The sequence below is a fragment of the Streptomyces sp. NPDC006544 genome (assembly GCF_040611715.1).
In the GTDB taxonomy this organism is placed as follows: Bacteria; Actinomycetota; Actinomycetes; order Streptomycetales; family Streptomycetaceae; genus Streptomyces.
Genome location: NZ_JBEXOV010000016.1, coordinates 14,232 through 35,996, shown reverse-complemented (window position 1 = coordinate 35,996; position 21,765 = coordinate 14,232). Strand labels below are relative to the sequence as shown.

The window sequence follows — 21,765 nt, the reverse complement described above, 5'->3', positions numbered from 1 at the left end:
GCCTGGGTCACACGCGGCGCGCCATACTCCTAAATACGGATATACGCCTGCATAGTGTGGCCGCATGCGCACGGATTCACTGGAACAGGCAAGTCCGGATTCCCCGGGCGGGGGCCCAACGGGTCCGGACGACGGCACTCCCGACCGTGCTGTCGTGGCCATCGGAGTGATCTCCGTGCTCGCCGTCGTCGCCTGGGCGGCGCTCGGCAAGAGTTCCTTCGACACGGCGTCGAGCACGGCGCTGGCCTGGGTGCTGAACAACTTCGCCTGGCTCTTCGTGATCGCCGCCGACGTGTTCCTGGTCATGTGCGTGGTCCTCGCGATCAGCCGCTTCGGCCGGATCCGGCTCGGCGAGGACGACTCGGAGCCCGAGTTCACCAACCTCGCGTGGATCGCGATGATGTTCAGCGCGGGCATGGGAATCGGCCTCATGTTCTACGGGGTGGGGGAGCCGCTCACCCACTACCTGAATCCGCCGCCCTCCAGCGGCGCCGCCCCCGGCAGCGGAGACGCCGCCCGCGCCTCGTTCGACTACTCCTTCTTCCACTGGACCCTCACGCCCTGGGCGATCTACGGGATCGCCGGCCTGGCCCTGGCCTACGCGACCTTCCGCAAGGGCCGCGGCAACCGCCTCAGCTCCGTCTTCGTCCCGCTCATCGGCGAGGAGCGGGCCAACGGCCGGCCGGGCAAGGCCATCGACCTGCTCGCGGTCTTCGCGACCGTCTTCGGCACCGCCACCAGCCTCGGCCTCGGCGCGCTCCAGGTCGCCAAGGGGCTCGACATCACCGCCGGGATCGAGGACTCGACCACCGTCGAGCTCGTCATCATCGGGTCCCTCTCCGGCGCCTTCGTGCTCTCCGCCTTCTCCGGCCTGCACAAGGGCGTCAAATGGCTCAGCACGACCAACGTCGTGCTCGCCGGAGCCCTGATGCTCTTCGTCTTCGTCCTGGGGCCGACCGTCTACATCCTCGACGTGATCCCGGCGAGCGTCGGCAGCTACCTGCACCAGCTGCTCCCGATGGCCACGCGCACCGGCGCCTTCACCGACAGCGCCTGGCTCGGCGCGTGGACGATCTTCTACTGGGCCTGGTGGCTCTCCTGGGCGCCGTTCGTCGGCACCTTCATCGCCCGCATCTCGCACGGCCGCACCATCCGCGAGTTCCTCGTCGGCGTGCTGCTGGTCCCCAGCGGCGCCACCGTCGTCTGGTTCTGCGTCATGGGAGGCACGGCGATCCGGCTCGACTCCACCGGCGTCGCCGACATGGCCTCCAAGGTCAAGGAGGGCACAGAGGCCTCGCTGTTGGCGATGCTCGACGCTCTTCCGCTCGGGACGGTCACCTCGTGGATCGCGATGCTGCTGGTGATGACGTACTTCGTCACCAGCGCCGACTCCGCCTCCCTCGTCATGGGCTCGCTCACGAGCCGCGGCTCGCTCGACCCGCCGACCTGGCTGGTCGTCACCTGGGGCGTGCTGATGGCCGCGGTGGCCGCCGTACTCCTCGTCGCGGGCGGCCTGAAGTCCCTCCAGACGGCCACCATCCTGGTAGCCCTGCCCTTCGTGGTCGTGATGCTGCTGCTCTGCTGGGCCCTGGTGAAGGAGCTGCGGGAGGACCCGGGCGCGGGCCCCGTCCGCCACCACCCCCTGCACGGCGTGCGCGACGCGGTCAAGGCCATGGTCGGCGACGCCCTGACCGAACAGGGGCCGGCCTGCCACCCGCGCCTGCGCCGCGTGGCCGATGCGAGGAACCGCGACCGGGACGAAGGCGGTGCGGGCGGCACGGGTGCGGGGACGGGCGGCAGCGGCGGCGGTCCGGGCGGGGGCGGTTCCGAGACGTGACCGCCGCGCCCGCGGGGCGGTTGGCTAGGGTGGCGGCGTGACCACCACGGATGACTACGCCACCTACATCGCGAGCCTGCCCCGGGTGCTGGCCGGTGCGGCCGCCCTCTACCGGGACGCGGAGGGCCGGGTGCTGCTCGTCGAGCCCAACTACCGGGAGGGCTGGGCCCTGCCGGGCGGGACCATCGAGTCCGATCGGGGCGAGTCCCCGCGCACCGCGGCCCGCCGCGAGAGTGCCGAGGAGATCGGCATCGACGTCCCGCTCGGCCGTCTGCTCACCGTCGACTGGAGCCTCGGTACGGACCGGCCCCCGCTGGTCGCGTACCTCTTCGACGGCGGTGTGCTCGACGCGGAGCAGCTCGCCTCGATCAAGCTCCAGGAGGAAGAGCTGATCTCGTGGCGGCTGGTCGAGCCGGCCGAGCTGACGGCCTACCTGCCGGGACCGACGGGGCCGCGCACGCAGGAGGCCTACCGGATCCTGCAGTCGGGCGAGGGTACCGCCGAGCTCGAGAACGGGCTCCGGCCGCAGGCTTCGTAGCCCGTCCCGCTCGTTATTTCGTGCCTACACCGAGCAGGACAGAATTCAGCAGATGATCACGATGTACGCCTGGCCCAGCACCGCCGACGGGCCCGACGCCCTGCCCATGGTCCACTTCACCACCGACCAGCAGGCCGGTGGCGAGGTCACCCCCGAGGGGGTGCGGGTCTGGATGTTCGACACCGCGATCCGCGAGGGCGGCTGGGCCCAGTTCACCGACTTCGAGGCCTGGTCCGTGCCGGCCGCCGACTGGCAGGCCTACTACCGCCGCGAGGACGACGTCCTCGCCGTCACCGGCCCCGGCTCCTGCGAGGGCTGGTACCAGGGGAGCCTCGGGGCCGACGCCGAGTGGGTGGACGCGGCCGCGGCCCAGCAGAGCGTGGTGCTGCTGGCCGCCCCCGTGCAGCACCCGTCCCTGTACGGCTACGCGGTCGAGGCCGGAGCCGCGTTCGCCCTGCTGGTCCCGCTCCTGGTGATCTGAGGCGGGTCCCGCGACGGAGCGCCCCGGGCAGCACACCTAGAGCCGCCCGGCCCCGGATTCGAAGGCGAGCAGCCGCACCTTGCGGTCGATGCCGCCGCCGTAACCGGTCATCGAGCCGGACGACCCGATGACGCGGTGGCACGGCACGATGATGCCGACCGGGTTCTTCCCGTTGGCCAGGCCCACCGCGCGCGAGGCGTTCGGCTTGCCGAGCCGGGCCGCCAGTTCCCCGTACGACCAGGTCTGCCCGTAGGGAATGCGTACGAGCTGCTCCCACACGCTGCGCTGGAACTCGGTGCCCTCCAGCCGGACGGGGAGGTCGAAAGCGGTGAGTTCCCCGGCGAAGTAGGCGGCCAGCTGCCGCACCACCTCCGGGAAGGGCTCCTCACCGGCCGCGACCCGCTCGCCGAAGGACTCCTCGGCGGGGCGGTGGCGCTGACCGGTCATGTAGAGGCCGCTGAGGAAGCCGCCGGTGGCGACGAGCGTCAGCGGACCGTACGGGCTTTCGACGACGGTGTGCCGCTTCCGGCTGATGCTGGACATGGACATGGACATGGACATGGTGGTCGTGCTCCTCGGCGGATCGGGCGGTGCACGCCGTTCAGGCGGGCAGGACGTTGATGGCGTGGTCCTCGGTGGCCCACAGGTACTGGACCGCGTACGCGCGCCAGGGCCGCCAGTGCGCCGCGCGGGCCGTGAGCGCCGCCGGGGTGGACGGCAGGCCGAGCCCCTTCGCGGCCCGCCGGATCCCCAGGTCGGCGGGGATGAAGGCGTCCGGGTCGCCCAGCGCCCGCATGGCGATGATCTCGGTGGTCCACGGCCCGAATCCGGGCAGCGCGGCCAGCCCGGCGCGTGCCGTGTCCCAGTCGCTGTCGATGCCGAGGGGGAGGGATCCGTCGGCGAGCGCCGCGACGAGCGTGGTGAGGGTGGACCGGCGGCTGCGCGGCAGGGCGAGGGCCTGCGGGTCGAGCTCGGCCAGCGCCTGCGAGGACGGGAACAGGTGCGTCAGGCCGCCCTCGGGGTCGGGGTCGCCGACCCGCTCGCCGTGCGCCGTCACCAGCCGGGCGGCGTGCGTGCGGGCGGCCGCGGTGGACACCTGCTGTCCGAGGACGGCCCGTACGGCGAACTCCTCCGCGTCGACCGTGCGGGGCACCCGGCGCCCGGGGGCCTTGGCCACGAGGGGCGCCAGCAGCGGGTCGGCGCTCAGCTGCTCGTCGACGGCCTCGGGGTCGGCGTCGAGGTCCAGGAGCCGCCGGCAGCGGCTGATGGCGATGGTGAGGTCGCGCAGGTCGGTGAGGGCGAGCTGGCAGCCGATGTGGTCGGGCTGCGGGGACAGCGCGACGACGCCGGTGCCGTACGGCAGCCGCAGCGTGCGGCGGTACGCGCCGGCGCGCCATTCCTCGACGCCGGGGACGGCGGTGGCGGCGAGGTGGCCGAAGAGGTTGTCGGGGTTGAGCGGGGTCCGGAACGGGAGCCGCAGGCTGATCGTGCCGGGCACCTGGGCCTGCTTGGGTCCCTTCTCGGCCCGGGTGCGCAGCTCGCTGGGGGCGAGGGCGAAGACCTCGCGGACCGTGTCGTTGAAGGTCCGGATCGAGGAGAACCCGGCGGCGAAGGCGATGTCGCCCATGGGGAGCTCGGAGGTCTCGATCAGCAGCCGGGCGGTCTGCGCGCGCTGGGCGCGGGCCAGGGCGAGGGGCCCGGCGCCGAGCTCGGCGTTGAGCTGGCGCTCCACCTGGCGGGCGGAGTACCCCAGCTTGGCGGCCAGCCCGGGGACGCCCTCCCGGTCCACGACGCCGTCCTGGATGAGCCGCATGGCGCGGGCGACGGCGTCGGCGCGGGCGTTCCACTCCGGGGAGCCGGGGGAGGTGTCGGGGCGGCACCGCTTGCAGGCGCGGTAACCGCTCTGCTGGCAGGCCGCGGCGCTGGGCAGGAAGGTCATGTTCTCGACCTTGGGCGGCACGGCGGGGCAGCTGGGGCGGCAGTAGATCCCGGTGGTCCGGACGGCGGTGAAGAACCAGCCGTCGAAGCGAGCGTCCTTGGACTGGACGGCCCGCACGCAGCGCTCGGTGTCGGTGTACATGGCTCCATCCTCCCGGCGGGCCGATGCCGGGGCTGGCGGTTTTCCGACATCAAGGCTATGTGGGGCGCCGTGCTCCCGCCGCCCCGCCCTCGCGCCCCTCCAGCCCCGTGCGGCGGCCGCCGAGGGCCCTGCGGAAGCGGAGGAAGCGGAAGGGCCCCCGGTCGCCTGGTGGCGGCCGGGGGCCCTTCCGTACGCGTACAGCCGTGGTCACGGGGCCTGCGTGGCCCTCGCCTCACGACGGTTGTGGCGGAACGTGTTCGCCCGGCGAGTCGTCGCGAACAGCGGGATGGTCGCCGCCAGGGCGATCTGCAGCGCGCAGCCCGTCTGGAGCAGCAGCCCGCCGCCCGGGGCGTCGAACGCCCAGGCCGCCAGCAGCCCCATCGCCCCGACGATCCAGCACAGCATCGCCACCGCGAGGACGCCCCGCGGCTTGGGGTACTCGACCCGGCTCACCATCAGCCACGCCACCCCGACGATCGCCAGCAGGGTCGGCACGAACGGCAGCTCCAGCAGCACGATCGAGACGACCGTCAGCGCGCCGAAGGGGCTCGGCATGCCCTGGAACATGCCGTCCTTCATCGTCACGCAGCTGAATCTCGCCAGCCGCAGTACCACGGCCAGCAGCACCACGATCGCCGCCAGCGCCGACATCTTCTGGACCGCGTCGTCGGCGACCATGCCGTAGACGAGGACGAAGTACGCGGGCGCCAGCCCGAAGCTGATCAGGTCGGACAGGTTGTCCAGTTCCGCGCCCATCGGCGAGCTGCGCAGCTTGCGGGCCACGATGCCGTCGAAGAGGTCGAAGACCGCGGCGAGCAGCATCAGTATCACGGCCGTCGCGGCGCTGCTGCGGGCCATGCCCGACTCGCCGCTGCCGGTGAGGTGCGGGATGAGGATCCCGGTGGTGGTGAAGTACACCGCCATGAATCCGCAGGTCGCGTTGCCGAGGGTGAGGGTGTCCGCTATCGACAGCCGCAGTGACAGCGGCATGTCGTCCTCGGCGGACTCCTCCTCGGACGTGGACGCCTCCGGCACCCAGCCGGTGGCCGGAGTCTCTGGGTCAGTCACGGTCAATTCGGGTCACCCCCGCGGTGGTGGCCTGCCCGACCTCGACCGCGACCTCGACGCCCTCGGGGAGGTAGATGTCGACGCGGGAGCCGAAGCGGATCAGACCGATGCGTTCGCCCTGCTCCACCTTGGTGCCGGCCGGCAGGTACGGGACGATGCGACGCGCGACGGCGCCGGCGATCTGCACCATCTCGATGTCGCCGAGCTCGGTGTCGAAGTGCCAGACGACGCGCTCGTTGTTCTCGCTCTCCTTGTTGAACGCCGGAACGAATCCACCGGGGACGTGTTCCACGGACGTCACCGTGCCCGCGAGGGGCGCACGGTTGACGTGGACGTTCAGCGGGCTCATGAAGATCGCGACCCGGGTCCGCCCGTCCTTCCACGGCATGATGCTCTGCACCACACCGTCGGCGGGCGAGATGACCCGGCCCTGCGTGATCTCACGCTCGGGGTCGCGGAAGAACCACAGCATGCCCGCCGCGAGCGCGGTGGTGGGCACGGCCACTGCCGCCCAGCGTCCGGACTTCCGGGCGCGGGTGAGGCTGAGAGCGGCGGTGGCGACGGTCGGCAGAAGCCACGGCGATGCTCCGCGCGCGAGGCGTCCACCGAGGAGGCCGACGCGAGGTGCAGAGGTTTGGCTGTGGGGCATGGATGACCTTCGTAGCGGGTGATGCCGCGCCGCAAACAGGGGGACGGGACGGCGGCTTTACTGGAATGCTATCGGTTGCGCGCAACAACTGGGCAAGCCAGAAGCCGAGTCGGTGGCCGTCGGCCAGTGACTGGCAGTGACTCTTTTGCGCAAAACCACAGGATGATCTGGCGCAAAAGCGACTTTCAGCCCTGGATCCGGTACTCCTCGAGCAGGCGTCGCCCGATGATCATTTTCTGGATTTCGGCGGTACCTTCGCCGATGAGCAGCATCGGCGCCTCTCGGTAGAGACGCTCGATCTCGTACTCCTTCGAGAAGCCGTAGCCGCCGTGGATGCGGAACGCGTCTTCCACCACCTCCTTGCAGTACTCGGAGGCGAGGTACTTCGCCATCCCTGCTTCGAGGTCGTTTCGTTCCCCGGAGTCCTTTTTGCGTGCTGCATTGACCATCATCGCATGGGCGGCTTCGACCTTGGTAGCCATCTCGGCCAGCTTGAACTGGATGGCCTGGTGCTCGGCGATGGCCTTGCCGAAAGTGTGACGTTGCTGGGCATACGAGACACCCAGCTCAAACGCACGCTGCGCTACGCCACAGCCACGCGCCGCCACGTTGACGCGGCCGACCTCGACCCCGTCCATCATTTGGTAAAACCCTCGGCCGGTCTGGCCTCCGAGCACCCGATTGGCCGGAATGCGCAGTCCGTCCATGATCAGCTCGGTGGTGTCGACCCCCTTGTAGCCCATCTTGTCGATCTTGCCGGGAATGGTCAGGCCGGGACGGACCTCACCGAACCCGGCCTCCTTCTCCACCAGGAAGGTCGTCATCGACTTGTGGGCGGCGGTGCCCTCGGGGTGTCCTTCGTCACTTCGGACCAGGACGGCCACCAGCGTGGACGTCCCGCCGTTCGTCAGCCACATCTTCTGGCCGTTCAGGACGTACTCGTCGCCGTCCTTCACCGCCTTGGACGTGATGGCCGACACGTCGGAGCCGAGCGCAGGCTCGGACATGGAGAACGCGCCGCGCACCTCGCCCAGCGCCATGCGCGGGAGGAAGTACTCCTTCTGCTCCTGCGTGCCGTGCTGCTTGAGCATGTACGCCACGATGAAGTGCGTGTTGATGATGCCCGAGACGGACATCCAGCCACGCGCGATCTCCTCGACGCACAGCGCGTAGGTGAGCAGCGACTCACCCAGGCCGCCGTACTCCTCCGGGATCATCAGGCCGAAGAGGCCGAGTTCCTTGAGGCCGTCGACGATCTGCTGCGGGTACTCGTCGCGGTGCTCCAGCTCGGTCGCGACCGGAATGATCTCCTTGTCGACGAACTCCCGGACGGTCTTGAGGATGTCCCTCTGGTCGTCCGTCAGGCCGGCGGTCTGGGCAAGTCGGCTCATGGTTCTACTTCCCCTGTTCCTTCAGCGTGGGGCGGCCGGGCTGCTCGCCGCCGCGCTCCTTGATGTACGTCTCGGTCGGGACCATCACCTTGCGCCGGAAGACGCAGACGAGGGTGCCGTCCTGCTTGTAGCCCTTGGTCTCCACGTAGACGATGCCGCGGTCGTTCTTCGACTTCGACGGGGTCTTGTCGAGGACCGTGGTCTCGCCGTAGAGGGTGTCGCCGTGGAAGGTCGGCGCCACGTGCCGCAGCGACTCGATCTCCAGGTTGGCGATCGCCTTGCCCGAGACGTCCGGCACGGACATGCCCAGCAGCAGCGAGTAGATGTAGTTGCCCACGACGACGTTCTTGCCGAAGTCGGTGGTGTTCTCCGCGAAGTTGCTGTCCATGTGGAGCGGGTGGTGGTTCATGGTCAGCAGGCAGAAGAGGTGGTCGTCGTACTCGGTGACCGTCTTTCCGGGCCAGTGCTTGTAGACCGCGCCGATCTCGAACTCTTCGTAAGTGCGTCCGAACTGCATGGTCCTAGGCCTCCGGGATCTCGAACTTGGTGGTGCGCTGCATGCCCGCGGCGCGGCCCTTGCCCGAGATGACCAGGGCCATCTTGCGGCTGGCCTCGTCGATCATCTCGTCGCCGAGCATCGCCGAGCCCTTCTTGCCGCCGGCCTCCGAGGTGCACCAGTCGTACGCGTCGAGGATCAGCTCGGCGTGGTCGTAGTCCTCCTGGGAGGGGGAGAAGACCTCGTTGGCCGCGTCGACCTGACCGGGGTGCAGCACCCACTTGCCGTCGAAGCCGAGCGCGGCCGCGCGCCCGGCGACCTCGCGGTAGCCGTCGACGTTCTTGATCTGGAGGAAGGGGCCGTCGATCGCCTGCAGGTCGTGCATGCGGGCCGCCATCAGGATCCGCATCAGGATGTAGTGGTAGGCGTCCGCGCCGTAGCCGGGCGGCTGCATGCCCACGACCAGGGACTTCATGTTGATCGAGGCCATGAAGTCGGCCGGCCCGAAGATGATCGTCTCCAGCCGCGGCGAGGCGGCGGCGATCGCGTCGACGTTGACCAGGCCCTTGGCGTTCTCGATCTGCGCCTCGATGCCGATCTTGCCGACCTCGAAGCCCATGGTCTTCTCGATCTGCGTCAGCAGCAGGTCGAGGGCCACCACCTGCTGGGCGTCCTGCACCTTCGGCAGCATGATGCAGTCGAGGTTCTGGCCGGCGCCCTCGACGACCGTGATCACGTCGCGGTACGTCCAGTGCGTGGTCCAGTCGTTGACGCGCACCACACGGGTCTTGCCGGTCCAGTCGCCCTGGTTCAGCGCCTCCACGATCGTGTGGCGGGCACCTTCCTTGGCGAGCGGGGCGCAGGCGTCCTCCAGGTCGAGGAAGACCTGGTCGGCCGGCAGGCCCTGAGCCTTCTCCAGGAACCGGGGGTTGGAACCCGGCACCGCGAGGCAGGAGCGGCGCGGCCGCAGCCGGTTGACCGGGGAAGAGGGCGTGGTCATGCGGGGACCTCCGTGCTTGCAGCTGTGTCGATGGCGTCGTTGGTGGGGCTGTCGTCGGCGTCGCCGAGCGGGTCGAGCTTGTTCGCCTTGCGGATCTCGTCGACGATACGGCCGATGATCTCCGTGATGCCGAAGTCCTTCGGGGTGAAGACGGCGGCCACCCCGGCGGCCTTGAGGGCCACGGCGTCGGCATTCGGAATGATGCCTCCGAGGACGACGGGGATGTCACCCGCCCCCGCCGCACGCAGCCGTTCCAGCACGTCCGGCACGAGCGCGCTGTGCGAGCCGGACAGGATGGACAGTCCCACGCAGTGCACGTCCTCGGCCAGCGCCGCCGAGGAGATCTCCTCGGGGGTCAGCCGGATGCCCTGGTAGACCACCTCGAAACCGGCGTCGCGGGCGCGTACGGCGATCTGCTCGGCCCCGTTGGAGTGCCCGTCCAGGCCGGGCTTGCCGACCAGCAGGCGCAGCCGGCCGGAGCCCAGATCCTCGGCGGTGCGGGAGACCTTCGCGCGGACGAGGGCCATGGGGGTCCCCTCCTCGGCGGTCACGGCCACCGGGGCCGAGGAGACCCCCGTCGGCGCCCGGAACTCCCCGAACACCTCGCGCAGCGCGCTCGACCACTCGCCGGTGGTGACACCGGCGCGGGCGCACTCCAGGGTGGCTTCCATCAGGTTCTCGGTCCCGGCGGCGGCCTCCTTCAGCCGGTCCAGGGCCTGCATGACCGTCGGGAAGACGAACGGGTCGCCCTCGCCCTGCCGGTCCGAGGACTCCTGGCGCTCGGACCGCCAGCGGCCGATGCGCTCGACGGTCTGCGCCTCCAGGGCTCCGTCCACCGTCATGATGGCGCCGTCGAGGTCCGCGGTGAGCGGGTTCTCCTCGGTCTGCTGGAAGCAGTTGACGCCGACGATCTTGTCCTTGCCCTCCTCGATCCGGGCCCGCCGCTCGGCGTGCGAGGAGACGAGCTCGCCCTTGAGGTATCCGGACTCGACGGCCGCCATCGCGCCGCCCATCTCCTGGATCCGGTCGATCTCCGCCAGGCACTCGGCCACCAGGGACTCGACCTTGGCCTCGATGACGTGGGAGCCGGCGAAGATGTCCTCGTACTCCAGCAGATCGCTCTCGTGGGCCAGGACCTGCTGGATGCGCAGCGACCACTGCTGGTCCCAGGGCCGGGGCAGACCCAGCGCCTCGTTCCAGGCCGGCAGCTGAACGGCGCGGGCGCGGGCGTCCTTGGAGAGGGTGACCGCGAGCATCTCCAGCACGATGCGCTGGACGTTGTTCTCCGGCTGCGCCTCGGTCAGGCCCAGGGAGTTGACCTGGACGCCGTAGCGGAAGCGGCGCTGCTTGTCGTTCTCGATGCCGTAGCGCTCGCGGGTGATCTGGTCCCAGATGCGGCCGAACGCGCGCATCTTGCACATCTCCTCGATGAAGCGGACGCCCGCGTTCACGAAGAAGGAGATGCGGGCGACGACCTCGCCGAACCGCTCCGGGGGGACCTGGCCCGAGTCGCGCACGGAGTCCAGTACGGCGATGGCCGTGGACATCGCGTACGAGATCTCCTGGACGGGCGTGGCCCCGGCCTCCTGCAGGTGGTAGCTGCAGATGTTGATCGGGTTCCACTTCGGGATGTGGTTGACCGTGTACGCGATCATGTCCGTCGTCAGGCGGAGCGAGGGCCCGGGCGGGAAGACGTGCGTCCCGCGCGAGAGGTACTCCTTGACGATGTCGTTCTGCGTGGTGCCCTGGAGCTGGGCGATGTCCGCGCCCTGCTCCTCGGCGGCCACCTGGTAGAGCGCCAGCAGCCACATGGCGGTGGCGTTGATCGTCATCGAGGTGTTCATCTGTTCCAGGGGGATGTCCTGGAACAGCCGCCGCATGTCGCCCAGGTGGGAGACCGGAACCCCGACCCGGCCGACCTCGCCGCGGGCGAGGATGTGGTCCGGGTCGTAGCCGGTCTGCGTCGGCAGGTCGAAGGCGACCGACAGACCGGTCTGGCCCTTGGCGAGGTTGCGGCGGTACAGCTCGTTGGACGCCTCGGCCGTGGAGTGGCCGGCGTACGTCCGCATGAGCCACGGACGGTCTTTCTGGCGCTCTGTCATCTCAGGCTGTCCCTTTGGCCCTTGAACGGTCTCAGACGTTCCGGAAACGGTTGATCGCCTCGAGGTGCGTCGCGCGCATCTCGTGGTCCCGGACGCCCAGGCCCTCCTCGGGGGCCAGCGCGAGGACGCCGACCTTGCCCTGGTGGAGGTTGCGGTGGACGTCGTAGGCGGCCTGGCCGGTCTCCTCCAGGGAGTAGACCTTCGAGAGGGTGGGGTGGATCTTGCCCTTCGAGATCAGGCGGTTGGCCTCCCACGCCTCGCGGTAGTTCGCGAAGTGCGAGCCGATGATGCGCTTGAGCGACATCCACAGGTAGCGGTTGTCGTACTCGTGCATGTAGCCCGAGGTCGAGGCGCAGGTGGTGATGGTGCCGCCCTTGCGGGTGACGTAGACGCTCGCGCCGAAGGTCTCGCGGCCGGGGTGCTCGAAGACGATGTCGATGTCCTCGCCGCCGGTCAGCTCGCGGATGCGCTTGCCGAAGCGCTTCCACTCCTTGGGGTCCTGGGTGTGCTCGTCCTTCCAGAACTTGTAGCCCTCGGCGCTGCGGTCGATGATCGCGGTCGCGCCCATCGCCCGGCAGATGTCCGCCTTCTGCGCGCTGGAGACGACGCAGATCGGGTTGGCGCCGCCGGCCAGCGCGAACTGGGTGGCGTAGGAGCCGAGCCCGCCGCTGGCGCCCCAGATCAGGACGTTGTCGCCCTGCTTCATGCCGGCGCCGTTGCGGGAGACCAGCTGGCGGTAGGCGGTGGAGTTGACCAGGCCGGGGGAGGCGGCCTCCTCCCAGCTGAGGTGGTCGGGCTTGGGCATCAGCTGGTTGGACTTGACGAGTGCGATCTCCGCCAGGCCGCCGAAGTTGGTCTCGAAGCCCCAGATGCGCTGCTCGGGGTCGAGCATCGTGTCGTTGTGGCCGTCGGAGGATTCCAGCTCGACCGAGAGGCAGTGCGCGACGACCTCGTCGCCGGGCTTCCAGGCGTTCACGCCGGGACCGGTGCGCAGGACGACGCCCGCGAGGTCGGAACCGATGACGTGGTACGGGAGGTCGTGGCGCTTGGTGAGCTCCGAGAGGCGTCCGTAGCGCTCCAGGAAGCTGAAGGTGGACACCGGCTCGAAGATCGAGGTCCACACCGAGTTGTAGTTGACCGAGGAGGCCATGACGGCCACCAGGGCCTCGCCCGGGCCGAGCTCCGGCACCGGGACCTGGTCCAGGTGCAGGGACTTGCGCGGGTCCTTCTCGCGGGTGGTGAGCCCGGCGAACATCTCCGCCTCGTCCTTGTGCACGGTGACCGCGCGGTACGAGTCGGGGAGCGGCAGGGCTGCGAAGTCGGCGGACGAAGCGCTCTGCGACTGGATCGCGTCCAGGATGTCCTTCACGGTGTTGCCTCCGGCCGTGCGCTGATGAGGGTGCGCTGAGGGAAACGGGTTGCGTGGAGCGGTGGAGCGGTGGGGTTTTCGGGGCGCCGTCGATTCGGCTGGGGTACTGCTGCGCGTTGCCTGTGGTGGGGCGTTGCGGGGGCCTGGTGACGCAGGCATCCGGGGCGCGTTCCGTGCCGAGTGGGCTGGGCCGCGGGGACATCCGGACAAGATTTAACGTATGGCACCCCGTGTCACTCAGCAAGGCACCGCGTGCCAAAACTTTCTCTCATTTGCCGATTGACCTGCACGGATGAGCGATGATCGATCAGAGTTACCGGCGAGTAGGGGCAACCCGGACAAACGAAAGCGGCCGCCCCCGTTACGGGAGCGGCCGCTGTGACGCGAGCTACACAAGAGCTGTGCGCGAGTGGTGCGCGAGTGATGCGCGAGTCGTACGCGCGGGAAGGGCAGGTCGCTACGACGTGTGCCGGAGTGCTTCCTCGATGGTCCGCATGACCTCGTCCAGCGGGGCGTCGGTGCGGGCCACCGCCACCAGTACCTCGCCCTGGGTGCGCACCGCGGCCGGCGCCGGCGTCGAGGCCCCGGTGGATCCCTGGACCGGAGCGGCGGCGTGTCCCGCCGTGCCCGAGCCCAGCGTGCGCCCGGCGCCGATCCCGGAGCCGAAGGTCTTGCGCACGATCGAGAAGGCGTGGTCCAGCTGCGCCTCGACGTCCCCCTGGCCGCCCGCCCGGAGCCAGCGCCGCAGCACGTGGTTGTGGGCCGTGACCACCGCCGAGGCGGCCACTTCGGCCAGCAGCGGGTCGTCGTTGCCGTCGTGGTGGTCCTGCTCGTCGAAGTGCGCGAGCAGATAGCGGGTGAACAGCCGCTCGTAGCGCGCGACCGAAGCGATCTCCCGCTCCCGCAGCGCGGGCACCTCGCGGGTGAGCCGGTAACGCTCCACCGACACCGCCGGCGAGGCGGCGTACATCTTCATGACTTCCTTGATCCCCCGGCACACCGTGTCGAGCGGGTGCTCGTGGGCCGGGGCCACCTCGAGGACGGCCTCGGCGCGGGTCAGGGTGTCGTCGTGGTCCGGGAAGATCGCCTCTTCCTTGGACCGGAAGTGCCGGAAGAAGGTCCGGCGCGCCACCCCGGCCGTCGCGGCGATCTCGTCGACCGTCGTCGCCTCGTACCCCTTGGTCGCGAACAGCTCCATAGCGGCCGCCGCCAGCTCGCGGCGCATCTTGAGCCGCTGCGCGGCCGCCTTGGTGCCGGCCGGGCTCTCCGTGGCGTCGGAGGCCGAGGAGGCGCGGGTCGAGGACTTGGCGGGCTGGGACATAGAGCGAAAGTACTTCATTTGTGCGGGAGAGCGTTCCCGAGGGTGGTGGGGCCGGGGTGGATGCGGGGGAGAGCCCGCACTGGGCTCGGAAGGTACGGCCTGCCGTGAGGGTCCGGCAGACCCGAGCAGCCCTCCCCACGCATCCGGCTCGGTGGCCCGCCGTCGGTTACCGGCGGGGGGCGTACTCACGGAATCCGCGGCCGGTCTTCCGGCCCAGGCAGCCCGCCGCCACGAGGTGCTCCAGCAGCGGGGACGGGGCCAGACCCGGGTCGCGGAACTCCTTGTGCAGGACCTGCTCGATGGCCAGCGACACGTCCAGGCCGACCACGTCGAGGAGCTCGAAGGGCCCCATCGGGTAACCGCCGCCCAGCTTCATCGCCGCGTCGATGTCGTCGATGCCGGCGTAGTGCTGCTCGACCATCTTGATCGCGTTGTTGAGGTACGGGAACAGCAGCGCGTTCACGATGAAGCCCGCGCGGTCCCCGCAGTCCACCGCGTGCTTGCGCACCTTGGCGCAGATCCCGCGGACCGTGGCGTGCACGTCGTCGGAGGTCAGGACCGTGCGGACCACCTCGACCAGCTTCATCGCCGGAGCGGGGTTGAAGAAGTGCATGCCGATCACGTCCTGCGGACGCGAGGTCGCGCGGGCGATCGCGATCACCGGCAGCGAGGAGGTCGTGGTGGCCAGCACCGCGCCGGGCTTGCAGACCTTGTCCAGGGCCTGGAAGAGCTCCTGCTTCACCGCCAGGTCCTCGGCGACGGCCTCGACGGCCAGGTCCACCTCGGAGAACGCCTCCAGCGAACCCGCCGCCGTGATCCGGCCCAGCGTGGCCGCGGCGGCCTGCTCCGTCAGCCGGCCCCGGTCCACCGCACGGGACAGGGACTTGCCGATCGCGGCCTTCGCCGCGTCCGCCTTCTGCTGGCTCCGGGCCGCGAGCACCACGGGGAAGCCGGCCTGGGCGAAGACCTGGGCGATGCCGCTCGCCATGGTGCCCGAACCGGCCACGCCGACCGAGTTCACCGGACGGCTCGCGCGGACCAGGTCGCCGTCCGGCGGGGTCTGCAGGTCGCGGACGATGACCTGGCTGCCCGGGGCCTCGTACGTGTAGAAGCCGCGCCCGGACTTCTGACCGGTCAGGCCCGCCTCGGCGAGGTGGCCGAGGATCGGGGCCGGAGCGTGCAGCCGGTCACCGGAAGCCGTGTACATGGCCTCCAGGACGGTGCGGGCGGTGTCCACGCCGATCAGGTCGAGCAGCGCGAGCGGGCCCATCGGCAGACCGCAGCCCAGCCGCATGGCCGCGTCGATGTCCTCGCGGGAGGCGTACTTCGCCTCGTACATGGCGGCGGCCTGGTTGAGGTAGCCGAACAGCAGGCCGTCGGCGACGAAGCCGGGCCGGTCGCCGACCGCGACGGGCTCCTTGCCGAGCTGGCGGGCGAGCTCGGTGACCGCCTCGACGGCCGGCGGGGCCGTCAGCACGCTGGAGACGACCTCGACCAGCTTCATCGCCGGGACCGGGTTGAAGAAGTGCAGGCCGACCACGCGCTCCGGGCGCCGCGACTCGGCGGCCATCCGCGTGACCGACAGGGCGTTGGTGCCGGTGGCCAGGATCGTGCCGGGCCGCACGATCGCGTCCAGCTCGCGGAAGACGCGCTGCTTGAGCTCGTAGGACTCGGGAACGACCTCGATGACGAGATCGGCCTCGGCGGCGGCGCCCAGCTCGGAGAAGGTCCGGAACCGGGCGAGCACGCCCTCGCGCTCCTGCTCGGTGAGCTGCCCCTTGACCACGGAGCGGGCGGTGGAGGCGGCCAGGGCCGCGGTGGCGCGGCGGGCGGCGGCGTCACTGATGTCGATGCCGACGACCTCGCGGCCGGCGCGGGCGAGCACCTCGGCGATGCCGGTGCCCATGGTGCCGAGGCCGACGACGGCGATGGTCTGCAGGGCGGGCCGGGAGGGGGAGGACTGACTGGACGTGGACGGAAGGTCCATCGCGGGACTCCAGTGGAAGAGGGTGACGACTGGGGGAGCGCGCGGCGCACGGCGCGCGCGGATGCCGTACGGAAAGCCGTGCGGAGATGCCCGGGACCCCTGAGGGAGGGAACCCGGAGCCCGTGGGAAAAGAGCCCGCGGGGAAGAAGCCCGACGGCCGATGCCCGCGGGCAGCAGCCCGTGGGAAGGCCCGGAGGGCGAGAACGGCGGAGCCCTGTCCCGGGGTCACGCCGTGAAGACGGTGCGGGTCGTGCAGAACCGACTGGCACGAGGGGGCTGCGTCACCAGGCCGCCCTCGTACGTGTTGTAGCGACAGTAACCCGTCGGTAACTGGTCCGCCAGAGCGCGGAGATGTGACCTGTACCGCCCAAATGTACCGATCATCGATCATCGATCAACCGCTGTGCCGGAACCCGGCGCGGCGGCCGCCGCCGCACCCTAGGGTGGCCGCGTGAACGACGTGTTGGAGCGCCTGCGGGCGGAGGCCTCGCGGGCGCCGGAGTACGAGGCGCTGCTCGCGGCCGGCCCGGACGGCCTGGCGGCCTCCCTGACCGAGTCCGGACGGCCCCTGTGGGCCCGCGAGCTGGCCGCCTACCGGCTCGGCCTGGCCGGCGACCGGCGGGCCTTCGAATCGCTCGTCCTGCTCCTCAACCACCGGGACCCGCCGCGCTGCGAGGCCGCCGCGCAGGCGCTGGCCGTCCTCGGGGACCCGCGTACCGCCCGCGCGGCGGCGGCGCTCGCGACCAACGAACTGCGCACGGCCTACGCGCTGCACCCCGTCCGGCTGCTGACGGCGCTGCGCGCCCCGGAGTCGGCGCCGGCCCTGATCCGCACCCTGGCGAGGCTGCTCGCGCCGAACGACCCGTACTGGCGGGTGGCACTGGCGTGCGTGGAGGGGCTGGGCGCGCTGGGGGACCGGCGCGCCCGGGAGGTCCTGACCCGGGCGCAGTCCCACCCCCGGCTCGCGGTGGCGGCGACGGCGGCCCTGCGGGGGCTGGAACCCGGCTAGGGCCGCGGCCGTCCACGGGGCAACCGGGCCCGGCCGGACCGCTCCCCGCGACCAGGCGCCGGGCTACGTCGGAACCACGGCGAACGCCTCGATCTCCACGAGCAGTTCGGGCCGGAACAGCGCCGCCACCTGGACGGCCGAGGAGGCCGGCAGCCGGTCGGGGGCGATCACCGCGTCGCGGGCCTCGCGTACCGCCGGCAGATCGGCCACGTCCGTGACGAAGTAGGTCAGCTTGACCACGTCGTCGAAGGTCGCCCCGGCCGCCGCCAGGCACCGCCGCAGGTTCTCGAAGACCTGCCGGGCCTGGGCGGCGGCGTCGCCCGCGCCGACCACCTCGCCCTTCTCGTCGAAGGCGCACTGCCCGGACACGGCGACGAACCGGCCGGTGCCCCAGACGACGTGGCTGTATCCGGTACCGGCGGCGACGCCCTCGGGAGCGGGGATCCGGGTGAGGTGGCTGTTGGCTGTCATGGCCGCGATTGTGCCCGGCCCGGAGCGGCGGCCACCGCCCGCCCCCTGGGAACCGACCCTGGGAACGGCCCCCGGGAACCGCTCCCATGGAACTGCTCCCCGGGGAACCGCTTCCCGGAGCACCTATCCGCGGAAGCCCAGCAGGCCGTGCAGCGCCGCGCCGCCCGCGGACGCCGGGACCGCGCGCGTCGCCGGAAGGGGCTTGGGGGCCGGCTGGGCGGGGCAGGCGGCGTCCGCGGCCTTGCCCGTCAGCAGGTACGAAGCGAGCTTCTCGTCCAGGCACTTGTTGCCGCTGAGCGCGATGCCGTGGTTGCCGCCGCCCTCCTCGACCACCAGCGCCGATCCCGCGAGCTTGCGCCGCATGCTCACCGCGCCCTCGTACGGGGTCGCCGCGTCCTCCGTCGCCTGGAAGAGGAGCGCCTGCGGGAGGGCGGTGTTCGTGACGTCCGGGGCCTCGAGCGACTCGGCCGGCCAGAACGCGCACGGAGCGTTGTACCAGGCGTTGTTCCAGGTCATGAAAGGCGCCTTGGCGTGCGTGCGCCACATGTCCGCGCGCCACCGGTTCCAGTCCTTCGGCCACGCCGAGTCCCGGCACTGCACCGCCGTGTACACGCTGTAGCTGTTGCCGGCCGACGGCTCCACCGCGCCGAACTTCTCGTACGCGGCGACCAGCGGCTTCGCATCGCCCTTCACGGCGTACGCGGAGAAGGCCGCGGCGAGGTGGGGCCAGTAGCCGTTGAAATAGCCGCCCGGCATGAAGGTGTCCTCCAGCTCGGCGGGACCGACCTTGGCGCCGGCGGGGGTCGCGCGCAGCGCGGAGCGCATCGCGTACCAGCGGGTCTCGACCGCGGAGGGATCGGTGCCGAGGTGGTACGTGGAGTCGTACTGGGCCACCCAGGCGAGGAAGGACTTGTGGCGGGCGTCGAAGGCCTGGTCCTGCGCGAGGTTGTCCTCGTACCAGACCCCGGCCGGGTCGACGACCGAGTCGAGGACCAGGCGGTGGATCCGTTCGGGGTGCAGCTTGGCGTACACGGCACCCAGGTAGGTGCCGTAGGAATAGCCGAGGTAGCTGAGCTTGTCCGCGCGCAGGGCGGCGCGCAGCACCTCGAGGTCGCGGGCGGCCGAGACCGTGCCGATGTACGGCAGCACGTCCGCGTGCTTGGTCTGGCAGGACTCGGCGAAGGACTTCACCCGCTCCAGGTTGGCCCGCTCGGTCTGCGCGTCCAGCGGTACGGAATCGGGCCGCACGGGCGTGAAGTGCCCGGCGCCGCAGTCCAGGACGGGCTCGCTCTTGCCGACGCCCCGGGGGTCGAAGCCGATCACGTCGTACTGGGCGGCCACGTCCTTGGGCAGCGCGGCGGCGATGTACCCGGCCAGGGTGCGGCCGCTGCCGCCGGGGCCGCCCGGGTTGACGAGCAGCGGGCCCTGGGAGCGGGCGGCCGTGTGGGGGACCCGGGTCAGGGCGAGTGCGATCTGCCGGCCGTCGGGGCGGTCGTGGTCGAGGGGGACCTTGAGCGAGGCGCACTGGAGCGTCGGGTAGCGGGAGGTCGCGCAGTTCGACCACCGCGGGGGTGCGGGGGCGGCGGCGGACGGCGCGGCGGCCGTGACCGGGCTCGCGAGCGCGGCGGCCACGGTGGTGACCGCCAGCAGGACGGCGGCGCGCTTCTTCAGGGGTGGACGGATCGTGGCGCTCATGGGGCCTCCCAGCCGAGGGTTCTGGGCGGAATCGTCCCGGAACCTGCGCTCGGAAGGGGGGATTGGGCGGCCGATTGGCCCGATGTGATGACCTTTCAGTCGGTCGTACGGTCGAACGGAGGGCTCCGGGAGGCCCGGAGCTGGCCCGGAGCGGGCTCTGAGCAGCCCCGGACCGGACTCAGAGCGGGCTCAGAGCGGACTCAGAGCAGGCTCAGCTGGGTCGGCCCGGCGGACGCGGGTCCGGCCGGCCGCTCCGGGGCGACGACCCGGCGCGCGGGTCCGCGTCCCCCGGGGCCGATGCCGAATTCGGCGGCGAGTTCGTGGACTTGGCGGGTGATCGCGCGCTGGTACCAGGTGGGCGCGTACGAGCCGCCCGCGTACATCCGCTCGTACCGCTCGACCAGGTGGGGGTGGTGCTCGCCCAGCCAGGCCGTGAACCACTCGCGGGCGCCGGGCCGCAGATGGAGCACCAGGGGCGTCACGGAGGTCGCGCCCGAGGCGGCGACGGCCCGGACGGTGTCCCGCAGCTGCTCCGGGGAGTCGCCGAGGAAGGGGATCACCGGAGCCATCAGCACCCCGCACTCGATGCCGGCGTCGGTGAGGGTGCGCACGGCGTGCAGCCGGGCGGCGGGGGAGGGGGTGCCGGGTTCGACGGTGCGCCACAGGGCGGTGTCGGTGAAGCCGACGGAGACCGAGATCCCGACGTCGGCGACGGCGGCGGCCTCCTGGAGGAGGGGGAGGTCGCGCAGGATCAGGGTGCCCTTGGTGAGGATGGAGAAGGGGTTGGCGCGTTCACGCAGCGCCCCGATGATCCCGGGCATGAGGCGGTAGCGGCCCTCGGCGCGCTGGTAGCAGTCGACGTTGGTGCCCATGGCGACGTGCGCGCCGGCCCAGCGGGGTGAGCCGAGCTCGTGGCGCAGCAGCTCGGGGGCGTTGGTCTTGACGACGATCTGCGAGTCGAAGCCGATGCCGGTGTCGAGATCGAGGTAGCTGTGCGTCTTGCGCGCGAAGCAGTAGACGCAGGCGTGGCTGCAGCCCCGGTAGGGGTTCACGGTCCACTCGAACGGCATCCGCGAGGCGCCGGGGACCCGGTTGAGGATCGAGCGGGCGCGGACCTCGTGGAAGGTGATCCCCCGGAATTCGGGGGTGTCGAACGTGCGGGTCACGACGGCGCCGGTCCCGAAGAGCGCGGCCGGACCCGTGGGTCCGCTGCCGCCGCGCCCGCGCCCGCGTCCGTCGCCCTTCGCCGTGCCGGCTCCGTCCGTTCCGTCCGTTCCGTCCGTTCCGTCTGCTCCGTCTGCTCCGTCGCTCAGATGGTCCCAGCGCATGGTGCGCCTCCCTCGCTCGCTCTCCCCGAGAATAGAACAAACGTTCCCATGATCGTGCGCCGCGCGGAACGTGCCGGTCAGGCGGCGCGGGCTACGGGACCTCGAGGGCCGGTGGCGCGAGGAGAGGGGCCGCCCCCGTGCGGAGCCCGCGACGGCCCCGGCGCCGGTCCGCACACCCCGTCGGCGACGGCGAGGCCCGCGAGCGCGGCGGCCTACGGCGCGGCACTGACGGACCGCACCCCTCCTCGTCGGCGTCGGCGTCCGCTGCCGCGTCCGGCCCGGATTTGGGCCCCCGCCCCGGAGGTGGTTGGCTTGCCGCGACGACGGACACAACTGCTGGAGGAACAGCCATGGCGCAGGTCGAGGCCACCACGGAGCGGATCATCGAGGCCGACGCGGAGACCGTGTTCGACGCGCTGGCCGACTACGCCGGCACCCGGGGAAAGCTGCTGCCCGAGCACTTCAGCGAGTACGAGGTGCGCGAGGGCGGCGACGGCGAGGGCACCCTCGTCCACTGGAAGCTCCAGGCCACCAGCAAGCGGGTCCGCGACTGCCTGCTCGAGGTCAGCGAGCCGACCGACGGCCAGCTCGTGGAGAAGGACCGCAACTCCTCCATGGTCACCACCTGGACGGTCACCCCGGCCGGTGAGGGCAGGTCCAAGGCCGTCGTCACCACCGTGTGGAACGGCGCGGGCGGCATCGGCGGCTTCTTCGAGCGCACCTTCGCGCCCAAGGGCCTGGCGCGCATCTACGACACCCTGCTCGCCAACCTGGCCGCCGAAGTCAAGCGCTGAGCAAGGGCGTTGCCGGTGGGGCCGGGACGCGGCCTCACCGGATCGGGTGAACTGGGCGACCCGCGCCGCCGAGGCCGTGCCGGAGACCCGCGGCGGGGTCGAACCGGGACGGGGCGGGTCGTGGACTCGGCCGGGCGCGGCGGCGGCGC

At 71.2% G+C, this 21,765-nt stretch carries 19 protein-coding genes; 5 read left to right on the top strand and 14 right to left on the bottom strand.

The features are described 5' to 3' along the window. Positions 1-64 precede the first annotated feature (64 nt). Genes ABZY44_RS10680 through ABZY44_RS10670 form a run of 3 tightly spaced genes read left to right on the top strand, consistent with a single transcriptional unit; the run spans position 65 to position 2,856 of the window. Positions 65-1,837 carry a BCCT family transporter gene (locus ABZY44_RS10680; RefSeq protein ID WP_356652083.1) on the top strand — a complete coding sequence of 591 codons (1,773 nt, stop codon included), beginning with the start codon at positions 65-67 and terminating at the stop codon, positions 1,835-1,837. A 37-nt stretch (positions 1,838-1,874) separates the two neighbouring features. Beyond that, positions 1,875-2,375, top strand: a complete 501-nt coding sequence (locus tag ABZY44_RS10675) for an NUDIX hydrolase (RefSeq protein ID WP_356652081.1) — start codon at positions 1,875-1,877, stop codon at positions 2,373-2,375. A 52-nt stretch (positions 2,376-2,427) separates the two neighbouring features. Next, positions 2,428-2,856, top strand: coding sequence for a hypothetical protein (locus ABZY44_RS10670; protein WP_356652079.1), 429 nt, complete (start codon positions 2,428-2,430; stop codon positions 2,854-2,856). A 36-nt stretch (positions 2,857-2,892) separates the two neighbouring features. On the opposite strand, the gene ABZY44_RS10665 is transcribed toward ABZY44_RS10670, so the two are convergent. The 11 genes from ABZY44_RS10665 to ABZY44_RS10615 all read right to left on the bottom strand — a co-directional run bounded on the left by ABZY44_RS10665 (position 2,893) and on the right by ABZY44_RS10615 (position 16,319). Further along, complete coding sequence (locus ABZY44_RS10665; RefSeq protein WP_356652200.1) at positions 2,893-3,411, bottom strand: methylated-DNA--[protein]-cysteine S-methyltransferase; 519 nt, start codon at positions 3,409-3,411, stop codon at positions 2,893-2,895. A 46-nt stretch (positions 3,412-3,457) separates the two neighbouring features. Then, a complete protein-coding gene (locus tag ABZY44_RS10660; protein WP_356652077.1) occupies positions 3,458-4,936 on the bottom strand; it encodes an AlkA N-terminal domain-containing protein in 1,479 nt (492 codons plus the stop codon). Between the two features lie 207 nt (positions 4,937-5,143). Further along, positions 5,144-6,004: a CDP-diacylglycerol--serine O-phosphatidyltransferase gene (gene pssA / locus ABZY44_RS10655; RefSeq protein WP_356652075.1), complete on the bottom strand. Its 861-nt coding sequence runs from the start codon at positions 6,002-6,004 to the stop codon at positions 5,144-5,146. After that, complete coding sequence (locus ABZY44_RS10650) at positions 5,997-6,653, bottom strand: phosphatidylserine decarboxylase (RefSeq protein ID WP_328301641.1); 657 nt, start codon at positions 6,651-6,653, stop codon at positions 5,997-5,999. Before ABZY44_RS10650 ends, pssA begins: the two co-directional genes overlap by 8 nt. A 185-nt stretch (positions 6,654-6,838) precedes the next feature. Continuing rightward, positions 6,839-8,044 (bottom strand): acyl-CoA dehydrogenase family protein, encoded by a 1,206-nt coding sequence (locus tag ABZY44_RS10645; RefSeq protein WP_356652072.1) that lies wholly within the window; start codon positions 8,042-8,044, stop codon positions 6,839-6,841. Positions 8,045-8,048: 4 nt separating this feature from the next. After that, a complete protein-coding gene (locus ABZY44_RS10640) occupies positions 8,049-8,561 on the bottom strand; it encodes a MaoC family dehydratase (RefSeq protein WP_356652070.1) in 513 nt (170 codons plus the stop codon). Between the two features lie 4 nt (positions 8,562-8,565). Beyond that, on the bottom strand, positions 8,566-9,540 hold the full coding sequence (locus tag ABZY44_RS10635; protein ID WP_327256009.1) for a CoA ester lyase: 975 nt from the start codon (positions 9,538-9,540) through the stop codon (positions 8,566-8,568). Beyond that, entirely contained in the window at positions 9,537-11,642 is a 2,106-nt protein-coding gene (locus ABZY44_RS10630; RefSeq protein WP_356652068.1) for a protein meaA, read from the bottom strand. Before ABZY44_RS10630 ends, ABZY44_RS10635 begins: the two co-directional genes overlap by 4 nt. 31 nt (positions 11,643-11,673) lie before the next feature. After that, entirely contained in the window at positions 11,674-13,011 is a 1,338-nt protein-coding gene (gene ccrA / locus ABZY44_RS10625) for a crotonyl-CoA carboxylase/reductase (RefSeq protein ID WP_356652066.1), read from the bottom strand. Positions 13,012-13,468: 457 nt separating this feature from the next. Next, complete coding sequence (locus tag ABZY44_RS10620; RefSeq protein WP_356652064.1) at positions 13,469-14,332, bottom strand: TetR family transcriptional regulator; 864 nt, start codon at positions 14,330-14,332, stop codon at positions 13,469-13,471. A gap of 166 nt (positions 14,333-14,498) precedes the next feature. Beyond that, complete coding sequence (locus ABZY44_RS10615; RefSeq protein WP_356652062.1) at positions 14,499-16,319, bottom strand: 3-hydroxybutyryl-CoA dehydrogenase; 1,821 nt, start codon at positions 16,317-16,319, stop codon at positions 14,499-14,501. Positions 16,320-16,770: 451 nt separating this feature from the next. Here ABZY44_RS10615 and ABZY44_RS10610 point away from each other — a divergent pair, with 451 nt between their 5' ends. Beyond that, positions 16,771-17,328, top strand: coding sequence for an adenylosuccinate lyase (locus ABZY44_RS10610; protein ID WP_356652060.1), 558 nt, complete (start codon positions 16,771-16,773; stop codon positions 17,326-17,328). 63 nt (positions 17,329-17,391) lie between these two features. Here the strand turns inward: ABZY44_RS10610 and ABZY44_RS10605 are convergent, their stop codons facing one another. The 3 genes from ABZY44_RS10605 to ABZY44_RS10595 form a co-directional block, all read right to left on the bottom strand. After that, positions 17,392-17,799: a RidA family protein gene (locus ABZY44_RS10605; protein ID WP_356652058.1), complete on the bottom strand. Its 408-nt coding sequence runs from the start codon at positions 17,797-17,799 to the stop codon at positions 17,392-17,394. Between the two features lie 123 nt (positions 17,800-17,922). Next, positions 17,923-19,494 carry an alpha/beta hydrolase gene (locus tag ABZY44_RS10600; RefSeq protein ID WP_356652056.1) on the bottom strand — a complete coding sequence of 524 codons (1,572 nt, stop codon included), beginning with the start codon at positions 19,492-19,494 and terminating at the stop codon, positions 17,923-17,925. Positions 19,495-19,694: 200 nt separating this feature from the next. Continuing rightward, positions 19,695-20,822 (bottom strand): Rv2578c family radical SAM protein, encoded by a 1,128-nt coding sequence (locus tag ABZY44_RS10595; RefSeq protein WP_356652054.1) that lies wholly within the window; start codon positions 20,820-20,822, stop codon positions 19,695-19,697. Positions 20,823-21,172: 350 nt separating this feature from the next. On the opposite strand from ABZY44_RS10595, the gene ABZY44_RS10590 reads away from it, so the two are divergent. Further along, positions 21,173-21,616, top strand: coding sequence for an SRPBCC family protein (locus ABZY44_RS10590; RefSeq protein WP_356652052.1), 444 nt, complete (start codon positions 21,173-21,175; stop codon positions 21,614-21,616). The last annotated feature ends 149 nt before the right edge of the window (positions 21,617-21,765 follow it).